General features: G+C 50.5%; 17 protein-coding genes and 1 tRNA gene. 3 read left to right on the forward strand and 15 right to left on the reverse strand.

Features of this window, described 5'->3' with window-relative positions; translation table 11 throughout:
• Positions 1-74: 74 nt before the first annotated feature.
• Positions 75-770, reverse strand: coding sequence for a PIN domain-containing protein (locus tag JW878_07960; GenBank protein ID MBN1762990.1), 696 nt, complete (start codon positions 768-770; stop codon positions 75-77).
• Positions 771-1,266: 496 nt separating this feature from the next.
• Here JW878_07960 and JW878_07965 point away from each other — a divergent pair, with 496 nt between their 5' ends.
• The gene (locus JW878_07965; GenBank protein MBN1762991.1) at positions 1,267-1,743 is read left to right on the forward strand and encodes a tryptophan-rich sensory protein; all 477 of its coding nucleotides are present in this window, start codon (positions 1,267-1,269) and stop codon (positions 1,741-1,743) included.
• Between the two features lie 70 nt (positions 1,744-1,813).
• On the opposite strand, the gene JW878_07970 is transcribed toward JW878_07965, so the two are convergent.
• The 11 genes from JW878_07970 to JW878_08020 all read right to left on the reverse strand — a co-directional run bounded on the left by JW878_07970 (position 1,814) and on the right by JW878_08020 (position 8,674).
• Positions 1,814-2,209, reverse strand: coding sequence for a YkgJ family cysteine cluster protein (locus JW878_07970; protein ID MBN1762992.1), 396 nt, complete (start codon positions 2,207-2,209; stop codon positions 1,814-1,816).
• A gap of 137 nt (positions 2,210-2,346) precedes the next feature.
• Positions 2,347-2,970, reverse strand: a complete 624-nt coding sequence (locus tag JW878_07975) for an RlmE family RNA methyltransferase (protein ID MBN1762993.1) — start codon at positions 2,968-2,970, stop codon at positions 2,347-2,349.
• A 113-nt stretch (positions 2,971-3,083) separates the two neighbouring features.
• A complete protein-coding gene (locus JW878_07980) occupies positions 3,084-3,251 on the reverse strand; it encodes a hypothetical protein (protein MBN1762994.1) in 168 nt (55 codons plus the stop codon).
• A gap of 32 nt (positions 3,252-3,283) precedes the next feature.
• The gene (moaA, locus tag JW878_07985; GenBank protein ID MBN1762995.1) at positions 3,284-4,240 is read right to left on the reverse strand and encodes a GTP 3',8-cyclase MoaA; all 957 of its coding nucleotides are present in this window, start codon (positions 4,238-4,240) and stop codon (positions 3,284-3,286) included.
• Between the two features lie 14 nt (positions 4,241-4,254).
• Positions 4,255-4,842: a site-2 protease family protein gene (locus tag JW878_07990; protein ID MBN1762996.1), complete on the reverse strand. Its 588-nt coding sequence runs from the start codon at positions 4,840-4,842 to the stop codon at positions 4,255-4,257.
• Positions 4,843-4,871: 29 nt separating this feature from the next.
• Positions 4,872-4,944 (reverse strand) — tRNA-Gln (locus JW878_07995).
• 6 nt (positions 4,945-4,950) lie between these two features.
• Positions 4,951-5,523 carry a hypothetical protein gene (locus JW878_08000; GenBank protein MBN1762997.1) on the reverse strand — a complete coding sequence of 191 codons (573 nt, stop codon included), beginning with the start codon at positions 5,521-5,523 and terminating at the stop codon, positions 4,951-4,953.
• A gap of 86 nt (positions 5,524-5,609) precedes the next feature.
• Positions 5,610-6,080 carry a hypothetical protein gene (locus JW878_08005; protein MBN1762998.1) on the reverse strand — a complete coding sequence of 157 codons (471 nt, stop codon included), beginning with the start codon at positions 6,078-6,080 and terminating at the stop codon, positions 5,610-5,612.
• On the reverse strand, positions 6,077-6,481 hold the full coding sequence (locus JW878_08010; protein ID MBN1762999.1) for a hypothetical protein: 405 nt from the start codon (positions 6,479-6,481) through the stop codon (positions 6,077-6,079). Before JW878_08010 ends, JW878_08005 begins: the two co-directional genes overlap by 4 nt.
• A 49-nt stretch (positions 6,482-6,530) precedes the next feature.
• The gene (locus tag JW878_08015) at positions 6,531-8,105 is read right to left on the reverse strand and encodes an FG-GAP repeat protein (protein ID MBN1763000.1); all 1,575 of its coding nucleotides are present in this window, start codon (positions 8,103-8,105) and stop codon (positions 6,531-6,533) included.
• Between the two features lie 275 nt (positions 8,106-8,380).
• Positions 8,381-8,674, reverse strand: a complete 294-nt coding sequence (locus tag JW878_08020) for a hypothetical protein (GenBank protein ID MBN1763001.1) — start codon at positions 8,672-8,674, stop codon at positions 8,381-8,383.
• Between the two features lie 269 nt (positions 8,675-8,943).
• Here JW878_08020 and JW878_08025 point away from each other — a divergent pair, with 269 nt between their 5' ends.
• Positions 8,944-11,778: an ABC transporter substrate-binding protein gene (locus tag JW878_08025; GenBank protein ID MBN1763002.1), complete on the forward strand. Its 2,835-nt coding sequence runs from the start codon at positions 8,944-8,946 to the stop codon at positions 11,776-11,778.
• Positions 11,779-12,145: 367 nt separating this feature from the next.
• Here the strand turns inward: JW878_08025 and JW878_08030 are convergent, their stop codons facing one another.
• On the reverse strand, positions 12,146-13,066 hold the full coding sequence (locus JW878_08030) for a prephenate dehydrogenase/arogenate dehydrogenase family protein (protein ID MBN1763003.1): 921 nt from the start codon (positions 13,064-13,066) through the stop codon (positions 12,146-12,148).
• A 55-nt stretch (positions 13,067-13,121) separates the two neighbouring features.
• Positions 13,122-13,844 (reverse strand): DUF1614 domain-containing protein, encoded by a 723-nt coding sequence (locus JW878_08035; protein ID MBN1763004.1) that lies wholly within the window; start codon positions 13,842-13,844, stop codon positions 13,122-13,124.
• Between the two features lie 57 nt (positions 13,845-13,901).
• On the opposite strand from JW878_08035, the gene larE reads away from it, so the two are divergent.
• The gene (gene larE / locus JW878_08040) at positions 13,902-14,723 is read left to right on the forward strand and encodes an ATP-dependent sacrificial sulfur transferase LarE (protein MBN1763005.1); all 822 of its coding nucleotides are present in this window, start codon (positions 13,902-13,904) and stop codon (positions 14,721-14,723) included.
• Here the strand turns inward: larE and JW878_08045 are convergent.
• A complete protein-coding gene (locus JW878_08045; GenBank protein ID MBN1763006.1) occupies positions 14,720-15,553 on the reverse strand; it encodes a hypothetical protein in 834 nt (277 codons plus the stop codon). The two genes, larE and JW878_08045, sit on opposite strands and share 4 nt — an antisense overlap.
• Positions 15,554-15,719: the final 166 nt, after the last annotated feature.

The raw sequence follows: 15,719 nt of genomic DNA on the forward strand, positions 1-15,719 counted from the left end.
AATCCTCCTTTACAGAAAAAGAAAGAAAAGAGGACTCATAAAAACGAATACATCGATGTGTAACCTTTTTTGGTTTACTTAACAAAAGTACAAATCTTTAACGCTTTCTCAGGAAATCCCCTCAATAGTTGCTTATTCTTCTCTGTGTAAATGAGCAGAGCGTTCAGCTTCTTTTTGGTGCTCCTCCAACACCAGCACATTCGTCCCTCTCTGCTCTTCTCAATAAACCAATCATCAAAATCAGGATAATCCTCCCGGATACTATCAAAAAACTCCGATCGTAGGTCCAAATTATGGATTGCCAAATGTTCCAATCGAAGATGCTCGGGAAAGTACCTTTCAACTTGCTTTAGTAAATACCCCACAATCTGGGATACTGTAAGAACTCTCTGATCCAAGCCTAACTTTAGGGCCTTTTTGTGGAGCCTCCGATCTTCAGTGACAAGAAAGCTGGCGGCATTCCTGTAGATGGAATAGAGTATCTTATTATCGATTTCATCTTGATGCCTCTGGGCCTCACCAACTACGTGCATGAAATTGTCGTCTGGATTCCTAAGATCATCGAGAATTGGATATTTTTCAAATTTCGACTCGTGAACAATTCTTCTGTGCTCGTTTGAATCCCTCCTAATATCTTCAAGTGACGCACGATGTACCAGCAGTTTTATGTCATGCTCCATGGCAATAGAATGGAGCTTCGCTACATCCGATCGAACTATTTCGTTGGATTCTCCGTATACGAAGACATTTGTATCAATTAGGATCCTCAATAGATCACCTCGCCAATTCCAAACATGCAATCTTTTTTTCTGAGATTCCACTTGATAATGGTATATCAAACATCAACATAGTATATCTCTCTTTTTGATGCCATAAGCATACTTCAAAGCCTCCCGTTCATTATAAAAGAAAGGGGCCATATATAAAACCTTCGGTTAATTTTAAACTCTCCCCTAACTGCCAATTATACATATTCTTTGATTTTCAGAGCATCAAACGATGATCGAAGCCAAAAGAGAAGCAATAGATGAATAGCGCTATAGATGATTTAACGAACCTATCCTTTATACCCCATTCCCCCACATGAACCTCCGCCCTCCTTTTGTGGGACGCTTCCGGTGCATACGCTTTTACGGATAGAAACTTTTCCTTTCACCGTTCTATCGTTACGCGCTCACCATGCCAGAAAAATAACCCGATAGCAGATACTTTTATCTGTAATCACGCCCTTTATCATTCATAATTGTGTGTGGAGTTGATGTAGAGATGGACGTGAAAGATATTCTGAAAGTGATCGCAAGCATCGTCGTCTGCCAGCTTGCCGGTATGATTGGATCAGTCGCAACGAGTGCCTCGGTCCAAACCTGGTACGTCACGCTCAATAAGCCCTTTTTCACGCCGCCCAATTGGCTCTTTGCGCCCGTGTGGCTGACGTTGTACACACTCATGGGTATTTCGCTCTTCCTCGTCTGGCGGCTCGACGTTCAGGATCGTCCCGTGCAAATTGCACTTGCGATCTTCGGTGTTCAGCTATTCCTCAACGCTTTCTGGTCGATTGCGTTCTTCGGGCTCAGATCACCGCTTGCCGGGCTTAGTGTCATTCTGATGCTCTGGATTGCGATCGCAGCGACCATCTTAAAATTCTTGCCACTCTCGAAACCTGCAGGATTACTCCTCATCCCCTATATCCTTTGGGTGACCATTGCCGCTGCGTTGAACCTCGCCATTGTGCTCTTGAATTGAGAGAAGGAGAGAGAGATTTGAAGCGACCAGAGAAACGATGATGAGGGGGAATGGCAAAGGAAAACTTCCTTTACATCCCTAATCGTCTAAGGAGGTGCTTCAGTTTTGTGATATCCTCCTTCGTAACGTCAAATTCAGCGGCGTAGGGACAGAGATGGTCCATTACAGCTTTACGGCGCGTTTCATCGTAAATTAACGGGTATAACTGGCAGCCTTCTGGTCTATACTGATATATCCTGCAACCGTCCGCTGAGAGGAAGACGCATCGTCCTGCAAGGTTCTTGAGCTGCCGTCCCCCGTCGGCTTTAATCGTAAAATCGCTCGGATCATAGCCCCGCTTCACGATCTTCGTTACGTCAAAGACCGAAAGCGGCATGCTCGTTTCGATGCAGCACCGTACGCATCTATGGGTCACACAGGGAATCCCGCTTCTCAGGAAGTGCTTAGTATGGCTGCGGCTCTTCATCGCAATAACTTTCTTCTTCTCAAATCAAATAAATGGTTTAAAAGCGTCTACTTTGGTGGGTGTGATACGCGGTAAAATAAAGGGATTTCGTCGTCTAATCAGTAACTTTGCTGGAAATCACGCCATGCTTCTTTACCTCACGATGAGTTCAGGCGTTGTTTGTACCCCTTCCCCACCACATAAACCTCTGCACTCCTTTTGCGTGAGGCTTCGGGTGCATACGCTTTTACGGAACGGAACTTCTCCTTCACGCTCTTATAAAATTCGGGGTAGTACTCGCCCTGGAAGATCTTCGTGACGAAATTCCCATTGTTCTTTACCAACGCAGTAGCAACATTGAGAGCGGCCGTGCTCAATTCACACGATCGATACTGGTCTAACTCTTTGTTACCCGACAACTGCGGCGCTACGTCTGAGATCACGACGTCTACCGCTTTTCGCTCGTGCGATGCGAGCGCCTCGTGTATAGTCGAGATTGTCTCTTCGTTGGTGATGTCTCCCTTCAGTACCACAACACCCGCTATAGGTGCCATCGACAGCAGATCCACGCTCACAACCAAACCGTGCTCACCAACCAACTCGCGTGCGATTTGTGACCAGCCGCCTGGTGCTGCGCCGAGATCCACGACAACGTCACCCGACTTGATGAGCGTGAACTTCTTGGATATCTGCAGCAGTTTGAATGCGGACCGCGACCGGTATCCCACTGTTTTCGCCTCCTTGTAAAACCGATCGTGCTTTAACTCTGCTCGTTTTACCATGTGCTTATAACCCAAAGAGGGAAAGATAAATTTAGCTTCGTCTTTAGGCCGCTGCGTCGCGTTACGTCGAGGCTATGAATTCTGAAAACGAAAGAAAAACGAATCTTATTCTCTTATTTCGCCCGTTTTACCGTTACTGCTATTTCGTCCCAGTCCTCTTTTACGCCCTTTAACACACACACCGAACCGACAATCGCTCGCCCTATAATGTTCTGTACGAACACATTCACATCCATCTCCTCTCCATCCACCACTATTACCAGGTCTACGTCTTCTCCCATTTTTGTTATCTCCTATTCTACTACACTACTTTTTACCGAAAGAACGGCTCTCGATACTTCATCGCCAACCGCAACTGGTTGAGTATGTGCTCGTCGTCCGTCCGCTCCACGGGAACGAGATTATCGTCTCGCAGCAAACAGCCTTTGAGCTTGCCATCAGACGTTATTCGTAACCGCGAGCAGTTGGCACAGAACTCCGTGTTATCGATCGGGTGCACGACCTCTACCTCCACACCGTCGACGAAATACTTCTTCCTGCGCTGCAGCCGTCGCGTCTTCACCGCAGACGCCTTCGATTTGAGTTCGTCCTCGACTTTACCGAAGTCCGCCTTGTACTGCTGCAGAGGCGAGTCAAACGAGGGAATCAACTCGATGGGCTGCAGGATCGCCGCGCCGCTACCGCCCCGTTTGTTACACGCACCGACGAACCGCATCATATCCACGAGCTCATCGTCATTTATACCCTTCAAAACGACCATATTCAGCTTGATCGGCGTGAGGCCCGCATCAATCGCGCTGTAAACGCCCTCAATCACCTGAGGGAGGTTGTTGCTTGTTCGCGTAACGAAATCGTATCGGTCCGCTTTAAGCGAATCCAAACTGACGTTCACCCTATCGAGGCCCGCCTCAGCGAGGTCGGCCGCATAGTCCTGCAGGAAGACGCCGTTGGTCGTTATCGAGATGTCATCTTCAAACGCGCGCATGCCCTGCACGATCTCCGCGAGGTCCGTACGCATCAACGGCTCGCCACCGGTTATTTTTACCTTTCGTATCCCGAAATGCGTGGACGCAACACGAGCGATCGCGATTACCATCTCGGCGCTGATTTCTTTCTTCCCGTGCCTCTCCCGTCCCTCGCCCTCGTGATGGCAATAAATGCAGTTATAGCAGCACCGGCTCGTCAGCGAGAACCGCAAGCTCCGTATCGCCCTGCCGTAATCATCGACCAATCGTTCTTGCGTTCCAGTAGCGTCCTCTCTTGTTGTCATTTCTCATATCAGCCTCAGGTGAAGATCATACTCACAACCAGCGTACTAAGCGCAATGCCCACCGCAACGCCGTAGACGCGCTTATCCCATGCTAACACTTTCCGACCGTCTAGGACGCTGATTGGAATGAGATTAAAGACGGCAAGCCAGGCATTGATCGTCATGCCGAACGTGCCGATCAAGCCGACTATGCCGTACGGAACGAGGCTGTAGAGCGCGAAGAAGAGGAACGCTAAGAGCACGTTAATCATCGGCCCTGCTACCGCTATCTTCCCGTTCTCCTCTCGCGTGAGATACGGATTGAAGATCATCACCGCGCCTGGCGCAACGAAGATAAAGCCGAGAAACGCTGTGGCTATCGCCAGGAGTAGCATATGCGGCGCCATTCTGAATTCAGACCACGCGCCGTAGCGTTGCGCGACCACTTTATGCGCGAGTTCGTGGAAGATAAAGGCAAAGCCAACGGTAACCGCGGAGATGACGAATATGGAAAACAGACTGAGCGGGTACCAGCGACGAAGAATAAGGGTGAAGGCAAAGGCTATCGCAAGCCACGCTATCACCAGATGCTTCAGTTCCGTTTCGCTCGTGCGTATCGGCATTCTTTGCTATCCGACTGGATTAGAATAGATAGCCCGGGACGGATTCGAACCGACGTCACGAGGTCCAGAGCCTCGGATGATTGACCGCTACACTACCGGGCTATTTTCTTATCTGCGGTTTCTCGTATAAAAATCTTGGATTGGAACAATCTGCGCTTTGTATTTCAAAACGAACGTGAGCACGGCGAAGAGCAGAATGACGAGCTCGATCCCACTGCCGATGATCGGGATTTCGGGCACTGCCGGTTGGGGCGCAATGACATACAGGAGTTCACCAACGTTGCCCGGCACGATCCACGTGAAGATTACGTGTAAGCCCGTCTCCGTCAAGCCGAACCAGAATTCAGGGTTATAGCTCTTCTCGATGACGGGATAGAAGAGAAACACACCGTTGTAAAACGCATCTAAAGCGATGTGGGATACCAAGAGCAGCGATGCGAAAGCGAAATAGCGGTCCGGTATCGTGCTGCCCTTTAACCTTTTGTAGGCGACCAGAACGAGCAGCGGAACCAAAAGAATAAACAGGTTGTGCAGTGTCGCCCGATGCACGCCGATGAACGAATCGAGGTCGCTGATGAGCCCGAACGGGAGCAGGAACAGTGCAGGCTTGAACTCGTCCTCTTTCAGGACGGCAGCGAGGAAGAAGAGTGTAACGGCGAGGTGGAGCCCAATGCTTGGCATGGTCTAGTGTATCTGTTGAGATTTCCCCCTTTAATTTCTTTCTGCTCCCTTATTTATGCGTGCCGTTATCAAAAATAGGGGCAAAATCACTTCTTCCGCTTCTTGCGTGTTGTTATTCCCAGTAGTACGCTCAGTATACCAATCAATGCGATTGAGCCGATGAACGTGAATACAGGGGCCTTGGCTGCTCCTCGGAGCCGCTCCCAGAAACATAGGGGGTCGTTTGCGGGTATATCGCACCAGTGCGAGATGAACGCCTGCTCGGGCACGAGATACAGTCTCATACCACTTTCGTTATACGCGCCACCCACACCGTTGGTATACAGGTTGATATTGATATTGTAGCCCCCTTCCGTACCCAGGAGTCCTGCCGTTTGCGTGCTCGCGATGAAGGTCATGTTATAATCGTCCTCAGGCGAGGTATCCGTGTGCTCCTGCGGCACCACCAGCTTGACGTGATAGCCGTCTTCAGAGCCCGAATAGGCTGCGGCGTTCGCTACCAGTACGGTTACCAGCGCGACTATACCGAGGAGTATTCCGATCCGTTCTCTCTTCATTCCAGACTCACCCCCGCGGTTCTGAAGTACCGCACGACCGTTTCGTTCTCCAGATCCACGATCACGAGCAGTCCTCGACCATCCGTGTAGTCGATCTGGTACAATGTCGTGTTCGGTAGGTTGCTGTAGATCACCGGATACGTCTGCGCTAGTTCCGTGAGGTTCGCAGGCGGTAAGGCCGTGATCTCGTAGTGATACTCAGGATTCTCGGCGATGAACGCGCTCACCTCCGGCTCCTGCGCGGCGATGGCGAGCACTTCATCCTCTACAGCCTGCGCTGCTCCTTGCAGTCCTTCGTGCTCCGCTGATGAAGGCGAGCCGTCGTCCGTAATACAGCCTCCGCTGTACGTCATCACGGCGATGAGTGCTACAATGACCGGCATGCGGTGCTTCGTCGTCATCTCCCTTCCCTTCTCTTCTCTTCCCTTCTCTTCTCGTACCTTACGCCGCTTACGCGGTAAACTTGATCACGTCGCCAGCCGGCACATTGTCGCCAAAGGTCACGTCTGCCGCCGCAAAGGTCGCCGAATCCACATCGATCTCGATCACCATCTGATACATATTGCCGGGAATCAACCGCAGCTCCTGGACCGCGCCGAGCGGGATGTTGAAGACGCCGTCGAATAAGCAGTCGTCAAAAATGCTCTGCCAGACCGGGTTCCCCAGCGTGTCGTTGATCGTCACCTTCAAGCTCCCTGTCTGGATCGGATTGCCCGCAGTATCCGTCAGCTTGCCCTGCAGCGTCACAATGGTCGGCTGCGGCAGGTACTTTAATGGATACTCAACACCGTAATAGACGAAGGCTTTTTTATCCCCGCGTAAGCCACCAATGACGAGGTCGGTGTAGCCGTCGCCGTTCAGATCACCGGCATTCGCTACTGCATAACCGAAGTGCCATGCACCGATATGGTCGGTGATGCTCAGGTCCGAGGTGCCGTCGAAGCCTGGGCCGCCGTAATAGACGTAGGCTTTGCTTCGGCCGTGACCGAGTGTCCCGATGACGAGGTCGGCATAGCCGTCGTTGTTCAGATCACCGGCATTCGCTACTGAAACACCGAAGTAAACCATCAAGTCCCATTCGTCGGTATGGTCGGTGATGTTTACGTCAGAGAAGCCATCGAATGAGGGCCCGCCGAAGTAAACGAAGGCTTTGGCCGCGCCCCATGCGCCAATGATGAGGTCGGCGTAGCCGTCATTGTTCAGATCACCGGCATTCGCTACCGAACAACCGAAGTCGTCTTCCCCGATGTGGTCGGTGATGTTGACATCCGAGAGGCCGTCGAAGTCGGGCCCGCCAAAGTAGACGAATGCTTTTCGCGTTAATCCCCATGTCCCGATGACGAGGTCGGCGTAGCCGTCGGCGTTCAGATCACCCGCGTTCGCTACAGATCCACCGAAGCCATTTTCTGTGGGGTGGTCGTCAATGGTAACGTTAGAGAAGCCGTCGACGCCGTCGAAGCCGGACCCACCAAAATAGACAAAGGTCTTGTTCGTATAGCCTGTGCCAATGACGAGGTCGGTAATGCTGTCGCCGTTCAGATCACCGGCGTTCGCTACTGACTCACCGAAGCCCATTTCGTCGGTATGGTCGGTGATATTCACGTCAGAGAGGCCATCGAATGAGGGCCCGCCGAAGTACACGAAGGCCTTGTTCGTATTTGCGCCAATGACGAGATCGGCATAACCGTCCCTATTCAGATCACCGGCGTTCGCTACTGACTCACCGAAGTTCCCTTCTCCGGTGTGGTCGGTGATATTCACGTCCGAGGTGCCATCGAATAAGGGCCCGCCGAAGTAGACGAACGCTTTGTTAGCACCATCGAATGTGCCAATGACGAGATCGGTATAGCCGTCGCCGTTCAGATCACCAGCATTCGCTACTGCCTTTCCGAAGCAAGCTTCCCCGGTGTGGTCGGTGATGTCGACGTCGGAGAAGCCGTCGAAGGGCATGCCGCTGACCATGCCCGTACCGGCTGCCATCGCCGCGAGGACGATGAGCAGCATAAAAATCTTTATCGGTTTCATTTTTTAGTGTGTCAATTAAACCTCCTGTACCCAATGTATTCAGGTAGGTATTTAAAGATTTATGCAAGGAAAATTATTTTCTAATAAAATCGACGAGAACTAAAAAGAAGCAGTCCTAGACAGAACCCGCAGCGGTACTCTGCGTCCCTGAATATAGAGCACGCACTACTTCTACCTGTAGTCGCTGCTCTTGCTCACTCACGCACTCTCCAGCAGGCAGGCAGCTCGGTGGTCACCGAGCTTCTCGTGCCTCTCTCTACTTACCGGGTTCGTAACTATTTCTTGAGCGAGCTTTCCAGGAAGTCGCCGATGAAGGTGCCGATGATGAAGATGATCACCAGGATGACGACGCTGATGAAGATGCCAATGACGCTCCCGGCGAAGAGGACGAGCCCGCCGCCGAGACCCCCGAGATAACTGCCCACGAAGAACGCGATGAGTCCGAAGACGATGCCGAGAATGACGCCGTAGATCGTCCCTTTCTTGAGCAGCGCCATGCGATCTTCCTTACCCGGGTTCGCGTAGCCGTACACCAATCCGACAATAAACGCCAACAGTTCTAACCACATTTCTTTTCCACCTCCTACTATATATTCCAAGAGGTGAAGGGTATATATAAGCGTTTCGATAAGCTCGTCCGGAGTTTCTTCGCTTTTCTATATTTGAAATGCCCTAACTGCTTTGACTTTAACTCTCTTCTTCACAGCAAAGCACTTTTACAAAAAGACTCAAGGGAACTCCAGTGAAACAGTGACCGCAAAGCTTAAATCTACCCTTATCGTTCTGATTGTTCAGTCAGACGTATCAGGATTAACAAGGTTGAAGGTGGAGAGGAAAGATGAAAATTAAAGGAAGAAGAGATTGGGAGTTCGCGATCTTTATCGTCATGATCGCGCTTGTGGCCTTGAACGTGAGTATAGGGTGCGCGTCCGCAGCAACAACGCATTATGTTATCAAAGTTGCCGATGGCGGCCCGGGCACCCTCCGCCAAGCCATGCTCGAGGCGAGTAGCGGTGACACCATTACCTTCGATCCAGCAATTTTTCTTCCAGCAAGCCCTGCGACTATACGTCTTGCTAGCGAGCTCCCCGAACTTAGCCCGGGGAACATTACAATCGACGCGAGCAGTGCAGGGGTAATCCTGGACGGAGTGGACATCTCGTCTGGAAGTGGCTTAAGTATCCATTCAGACCATAATGTAGTCAAAGGGCTACATATTCTCCGTTTTCCGTGGTACGGAGTGCAAATAATAGATGGAGCATATAACACCCTCTCAGAAAACAGTGCCTCTAACAATAGTAACGGCATCTCCCTCCAATCTTCGAGCAACAATACTATTACCAGTAATTATGTCTACAACAATGGTGTGGGTATCTCCCTCGACTCTTCGAGCAACAATACTATTACCAGTAATTATGTCTACAACAACAGCTACGGCATCTCCCTCGGTTCTTCGAGTAACTGCAACACCCTTTATGATAACGACCTATTCAACCAAATCACGGGCATCTATTTCCATTCATCAAACAATAACGAGATTATCGCTAATCAGGTACGCTACAACGGCGACGGCATCCTCATCGACGCTTCGAGCAACAATACTATCTCCGGCAATACTGCTTACAACAACAGCTATAGTGCCATCAACCTCCGCCTTTCGAGTAGCAATAATACCCTTTACGGTAATACCTTCTTCAACAATACCAATGGCTTCCTTATCACCCTCTCAAACAACAACGAGGTTAGCGCTAATCAGGTACGCTACAGCTGGTGGGGCATCTATCTCTACTCGTCAAGCAATAACACGGTCTACAACAACTATTTCGAGAATACAAAAAACGCTTGGGATAACGGCACTAACCTCTGGAACCTCACCAACAGCACAGGACCAAACATCATAGGCGGACCGTATCTCGGCGGGAACTACTGGAGCGATTACGCCGGAAGCTATACCAACGGAGATGGATTCGGTGATACTATGCTTCCGTACAATTCTTCAGGGAACATACAAAATGGCGGGGATTGGCTGCCACTGGTAAAACCTGCGGCACCCATCTTTGACACCGGCCAGGGTACGTACCCGAGCATCTCCGGCACGCATAACGGCACCATCACACCCTCATACGATATTAACGTTAGCAAACTCTACACCTACTCCTGTCCCGGGACAGGCGGCCATACTGAATACGTAAGAATCTGGAACATCACCGGCTGGAACGTAACGGCAACGTGGAACGGTTACACCGGCGACTGGTGCAATCTAACCTTTGATGAGCCGTTTATCCTCTCTGCGGGCACCACGTACAATTACACCATCATCACCGGCTCGTATCCGCAGATCGTCCATGAGAGAACCCGAGAAACGGCCCACGGCTGGATCAACTGCACGGAGTTCGTGGATGCGAACGGGAAGGAACATTATGACTGGATACCCGCGATAAGGTTAGAAGTGGAAGAGATAAAGATCGGCATCGTGGCGCCCCTGACGGGTGGGATGAACATAACCGGTACTGATATGTGGCGGGGTGCGGTACTGGCGGCAGAGGAGATCAACGCCATGGGCGGAGTCAACGTCAATGGCGTTCCTAGGAGGATCAGACTCGTTCAGGGCAATACGGATTCGAGCGCAGAAGGCGGTATCGAAGCCGTAACGAAGCTCATTACGGAAGATAAGGTTAACCTCCTCGTGGGCGGCTATTCCAGCAATGTGACGTATGCTGATTCAGTTGTGGCGGTAAACTATCACGTGCCCTTCATCATCACCGGGGCTTCTGCTCCGGTTGTCACGAGAAGGACAGATATTGATACGAGCTACCTCTTCCATCACTGCCCGACAACCGATGATTTACCGAACTCAACGTTGCTCTTTGTGGACGAAATCATCAAACCAGCGATCTATGCACGATGCAATTTCTCAGTCGAGCGACCGCTGAGACTGGCGGTGCTCTACCAGGACAGTCTATATGGCCAGAGTGTTTATGATGGTATCAATAAGACGATTGCACACCACAACCTCAGCATGGAAGTAGTTGCAGCGGAAAAATTCACTGTGGGTGAGACAAATTATACAGCCGTCCTAACCACACTGAAGGCCGCGGGACCCGATGTGCTCTATCCTACTGCCTTTGTCACCGAGCAGAGTCAGATCGTTACCCAGGGTCGGCGGGATGTGGGGTTGAACATTACGTATCTCTCAATGGAGAATAACGATGAGCCGGGCTACTATACCGGCGTGGGGAGCTGGGGGGACTACACGATACAGGAGAGCAGATTCAGTCCTTATGCGATTCCTACGGGGCCGATCCATACCGCAGTGGTGAACTTCAGGGAAGACTATGAGACCCGATGGGGTACAGCACCGGGTATGGTTGGTGCATCCACCTATGAGGGCGTTTATATCGCAGCAGAAGCGATTGAGCATGCAGGCACCGTGGATAAAGCAGCGGTCAGGGAAGCACTGGCTGAAATTGAGATGCCTCAGTTGATAGAGCTGATGAAGGAGGATGTGATCACCTTCTCGCCGGATTACCGGGAGAGCAAGTTCGAGCTGTATATGCAGCAATTGATCTGGAACGAGACAGCAGGCGAAACGAGGCCGAAGATCGTCTGGCCTGGGAGTGTAAATGAGACGGATTTTGTGCTGCCGGATTGGTACGAGCCCGGAAGTCCATAATCCTCCTTATTTTGACTTCTTTTTCAGCGCTTGCACTGGTGAAGACACGAATACGTGAAGTTATGGATCAGTATTGGTGGAATGTAACAGCTAGTGGGGAAGGAGGCCAAGGCGACTAACATTACTTCTCAGTTTCGGAAACGTTCAATCGAAAATAAAGCGAAACCAACGATTACACCATCATCACAGGCCCATCTCTGCAGATAGCCCATAAAAGAGAATTCAATGCCACCGGGGGAACGATCACGTGCGCCGAGTTCACGGCTGTGAACGGTTCATCCATTACGAAGGGATCCCGGCAATAAGGCTGGAATGACTTAATACGGGATAAATGAAGAAGGGGACTAGCTTTTTCCCTTTTTTGCTTTTATCTCTTTTCCAGCGAGTTCTTTTCTAAAGAGAGCTTCACTTTCTCCTCGATTATCCTGTCTGAATCGCGCATCGCGCTCGCGGTATCACCGAAATGCGCTTTCGCAGCTCGCAGCTCCTCGATGATTGCCGCCTCGTTTCCTTCAGATACCAGCTCGGCGAACCTCGTGGCACTCGCTATAAAGGCCTTATGTACCCCGTTCATCTCGAAATTCGTCTGGATCTGCGCGTAGAGGTATGGATCTTGATGCAAGAGCCGGCCCACGAAATCCAGCACGACCGCGTACATCGGCCCCATGAGGTGCCGTGCCCGGTCGACATCGAACTCGAGATCCTTCAACGCGAAGCCAAAGGAAAAGAGGACAAAATGCGGCAGGCCCTGGATGATCGTCATCGTCTCATCGTGCTCCTCGGCGGTTAATACCTCGAGCTTCGCGCCGTTTCGCTTGAAAAGCTCGTAGACTGCCTCATAGAGCGGCCCCGTACGAACGGGCACGAATACGACCGGCATACCGCGTAAACTCCTCGTCGAAGGCCCGAATAACGGGTGCGTCCCTAATACTTCCACGGTACTCGACGTACAGCGCTCCATCATCGCCACAGGCCCTCGTTTCACGGAGGTTACGTCCATCAGCAGCGAGCCTGCATGCAGTGCAGGCCCCACGCGCTCGATCACCCGTTCCGTCACGTCGATCGGCACCGAGACGAGCACTATATCAGTATCCGCAAACTCCTCTTTGAGCGTACCCGGGTCGGTCGTCAACAGATCGATCGTTGAAAAAGCAACACCGAGTTTGTTTGCTACGAGTTCTGTTTTATCGCTTCGACCCACGATTCGCACGTCAAGGTCGTTATCCTTGAAAAATTGGGCGAACCATGCCCCCATGCCGCCTGCGCCGCCGAGTATCGTTATCCGCATATTAACTCGCCCTCTCTGTCATATCTGGTTACGTACGCACAGTCCTCCTTCCTTATTAGGCGATGCTTCCTAGTATGAGCGCCAGGAATGAGATGAGGTAAATGGTGTAAAAACTGCCAATGCCGCCGAGATTGAAGAACGCGCTTCCTACTTTTTCCCGGGGCAGTGTGACCAAAGCGATCAGCATTCCTAGCAGGATCCCCACGACCGCGGGCACAAAGATCAATACCTCCGCTATAAGCCTGAGTGGCAGTTCAGACGGCGCGAGAATAAACCCCAGTGGAATCGCAAAGAGGCCCACATAGTTCGGGATGACGATGCCGACGCCGCCTTTCACTTCCGACACCATATAAACAATGAGCGTCATGAGTATGGTCGCCATGGTCACTTCCAGTAGTGGTAGTGCCTCGCCACCGGGCTGATTGAAGGAGAGCAGCAGATAGATCGAGAACAAGAGCGGTATAATGAAACCGCCCAGATTCAGCGTTATGTGCGTCTTATAGCACTTTTCAGTGTCGGCATGCAGTTCCTCTGCGACGGCTACGCCATACAGTTCACCGATACAGCGCGCTTCGGTCTCGCTATACTCCGGCTTTCTGGTTCGTACCGTCTGTATCGGGATCTCAATAAGGCTCGTCAGCAGCATCGCAAGAACGACAATAAAGAAGCTCGTATTTCTCCCAAAGCCCTCAGTACAGCACAGAAAAACGGTTGGTATAAGCAACAGTCCATAGAACACAAGGGGCTTCGCCTGCGGCTTGTTTACTATTTTTCTCATCTTTTTAAAAGGTTGCTACACATTGCTATATAAAGCATACGCTTTGACCTATCTGAAATGCTCGACCACACGGTGCGAACAAAGCTAGAGGATTTGAGAAGGAGCTTAAGAGAAAGAGGGAAGGTACTCGTTGCGTTCTCCGGCGGTGTTGATAGCGGCGTATTGGTGCACATCGCCCACGACGTATTGGGCAAAGACCGCGTGCTGGCGGTAACGATAGCCAGTGAGCTCCTTCCACAGCGTGATTTGGAGCAGGTGAAGCGTTTCGTGACCAACGCAGGAATCACGCATAAGATCGTGCCGTTTCGATGGCAGCAGAACGAGGCTTTCGTTAAGAATCCGCACGACCGCTGTTATTATTGCAAACGGGAATATGCAAAGCTCTTAAAGGATCTTGCGACTGAAGAGGGCATAAAAACCATTGCGGAAGGTGTTACCATCTCGGACTTCGATGAATACCGGCCAGGTTTTCTCGCGGCCAAAGAGGGTGGTTTATGGCACCCTCTTGCCGAAGCGGGCATAACGAAGCCAGAGGTGCGGCAGATAGCGAAAGAGCTCAAGCTCCCGTTTTGGGATAAGCCCTCTTCGCCTTGCTTAGCGACACGAGTCGAATACGGCGAGCGGCTAACGAAGGAGAAACTGGCGATGATAGAAGCGGCAGAGGTGTTCTTGAAGAATGATTTAGGGCTAAAGCAACTCAGGATTCGACTGCATCGTGGTGGCCTGGCGAGGATCGAGGTTGCGAAAGAGGAGCTGGACACCTTGTGCGATATGACGCTGCTCGAAGCAGTCTCGCGGCAACTAAAAGCACTCGGGTTCACGTACGTCACGCTCGATCTCGAAGGCTACCGGAGCGGAAGTATGGATGTCAGGATTTAATCAGTATCGAGCGATATTAATGCACTGTTTTCGTTCGTCTTTGCTATAATCTTACCGATGACCAAACCCTTAACCGCTTCCCTCGTCTTATTAGTTGTTATTGTCTCTAACGTTTCATTAAGGGCCTGAAATACAGAAACTACTATATTCTGGAGTGCGGTGACCTTCGCCTCATTCAAATCTATCGGTATTTTTATTCTCTCCATTCCTAGTGATGCTAATAGCCCGCAATACTTGGCTTGTTTTCTCTCGTCAAGGAACACCCGCTCTTTTCCATCTGTCAGTTGCCAGCCAGTCAGGGTCTTCTCAATCCGTGCTTCTCGTTTGAATTTCGGTAACATCAGCTTCTTGGACTCCCCCATGCTATCAAAGAAGTTTTTGAGGATGTCTTCGCCGCCTAAAGAATCCAGCGCTCTTTTAACAAGCAGATCAACTTCTGAATATTTCTTCTTCTTGTTCTTGTTTCCCGAAACGCTTTTCGCCTTCTCTATCCTCGACCTCACCAAATCCACAACCGCTTTGTAAACTTCCAACTGCTCTGCTTCCGTTAAGCCCAAAATCGCAAATACCGCTTCGTCAAGCTCTCTTCTATCTGGCTTGACTTTATCGAGCGACACTTCTTCGGATGTTTCAGCTCCGAGTTCTTCGAAGACAGAACTAATTTCTCTCTGTAAAAGGCTGTCAAACGCTTCTGAAAGTTTTTGGAGTTGGGGTTTTGCAATTTTAGAAGGATCTAGCGTTAATAATGATTCTACCATCTTTACATCCAAGTCTAAAGGACCTCCTCCACCACCGGGTAATCTTCCCCCAATTTCGGTGGTGACAATCATAAGAGATGAGTTTAAAATTGCACAAAGTGGTTTTGAGATTTCTCTTGCAATGGGGGTGATTCCATAAAGGTTTTTGTTGAGTGTTAAGTAAACCAAAAAAGGTTACACATCGATGTATTCGTTTTTATGAGTCCTCTTTTCTTTCTTTTTCTGTAAAGGAGGATTA

Source organism: Methanomicrobia archaeon, from assembly GCA_016930255.1.
Classification (GTDB): domain Archaea; phylum Halobacteriota; class Syntropharchaeia; order Alkanophagales; family Methanospirareceae; genus JACGMN01.

Coding starts and splice junctions, on each gene's coding strand:
- JW878_07965 (MBN1762991.1), top strand. CDS start 1,267: ATGGACGTGAAAGATATTCTGAAAGTGATCGCAAGCATCGTCGTCTGC.
- JW878_07970 (MBN1762992.1), bottom strand. CDS start 2,209: ATGAAGAGCCGCAGCCATACTAAGCACTTCCTGAGAAGCGGGATTCCC.
- JW878_07975 (MBN1762993.1), bottom strand. CDS start 2,970: ATGGTAAAACGAGCAGAGTTAAAGCACGATCGGTTTTACAAGGAGGCG.
- JW878_07980 (MBN1762994.1), bottom strand. CDS start 3,251: ATGGGAGAAGACGTAGACCTGGTAATAGTGGTGGATGGAGAGGAGATG.
- moaA (MBN1762995.1), bottom strand. CDS start 4,240: ATGACAACAAGAGAGGACGCTACTGGAACGCAAGAACGATTGGTCGAT.
- JW878_07990 (MBN1762996.1), bottom strand. CDS start 4,842: ATGCCGATACGCACGAGCGAAACGGAACTGAAGCATCTGGTGATAGCG.
- JW878_08000 (MBN1762997.1), bottom strand. CDS start 5,523: ATGCCAAGCATTGGGCTCCACCTCGCCGTTACACTCTTCTTCCTCGCT.
- JW878_08005 (MBN1762998.1), bottom strand. CDS start 6,080: ATGAAGAGAGAACGGATCGGAATACTCCTCGGTATAGTCGCGCTGGTA.
- JW878_08010 (MBN1762999.1), bottom strand. CDS start 6,481: ATGACGACGAAGCACCGCATGCCGGTCATTGTAGCACTCATCGCCGTG.
- JW878_08015 (MBN1763000.1), bottom strand. CDS start 8,105: ATGAAACCGATAAAGATTTTTATGCTGCTCATCGTCCTCGCGGCGATG.
- JW878_08020 (MBN1763001.1), bottom strand. CDS start 8,674: ATGTGGTTAGAACTGTTGGCGTTTATTGTCGGATTGGTGTACGGCTAC.
- JW878_08025 (MBN1763002.1), top strand. CDS start 8,944: ATGAAAATTAAAGGAAGAAGAGATTGGGAGTTCGCGATCTTTATCGTC.
- JW878_08030 (MBN1763003.1), bottom strand. CDS start 13,066: ATGCGGATAACGATACTCGGCGGCGCAGGCGGCATGGGGGCATGGTTC.
- JW878_08035 (MBN1763004.1), bottom strand. CDS start 13,844: ATGAGAAAAATAGTAAACAAGCCGCAGGCGAAGCCCCTTGTGTTCTAT.
- larE (MBN1763005.1), top strand. CDS start 13,902: ATGCTCGACCACACGGTGCGAACAAAGCTAGAGGATTTGAGAAGGAGC.
- JW878_08045 (MBN1763006.1), bottom strand. CDS start 15,553: ATGATTGTCACCACCGAAATTGGGGGAAGATTACCCGGTGGTGGAGGA.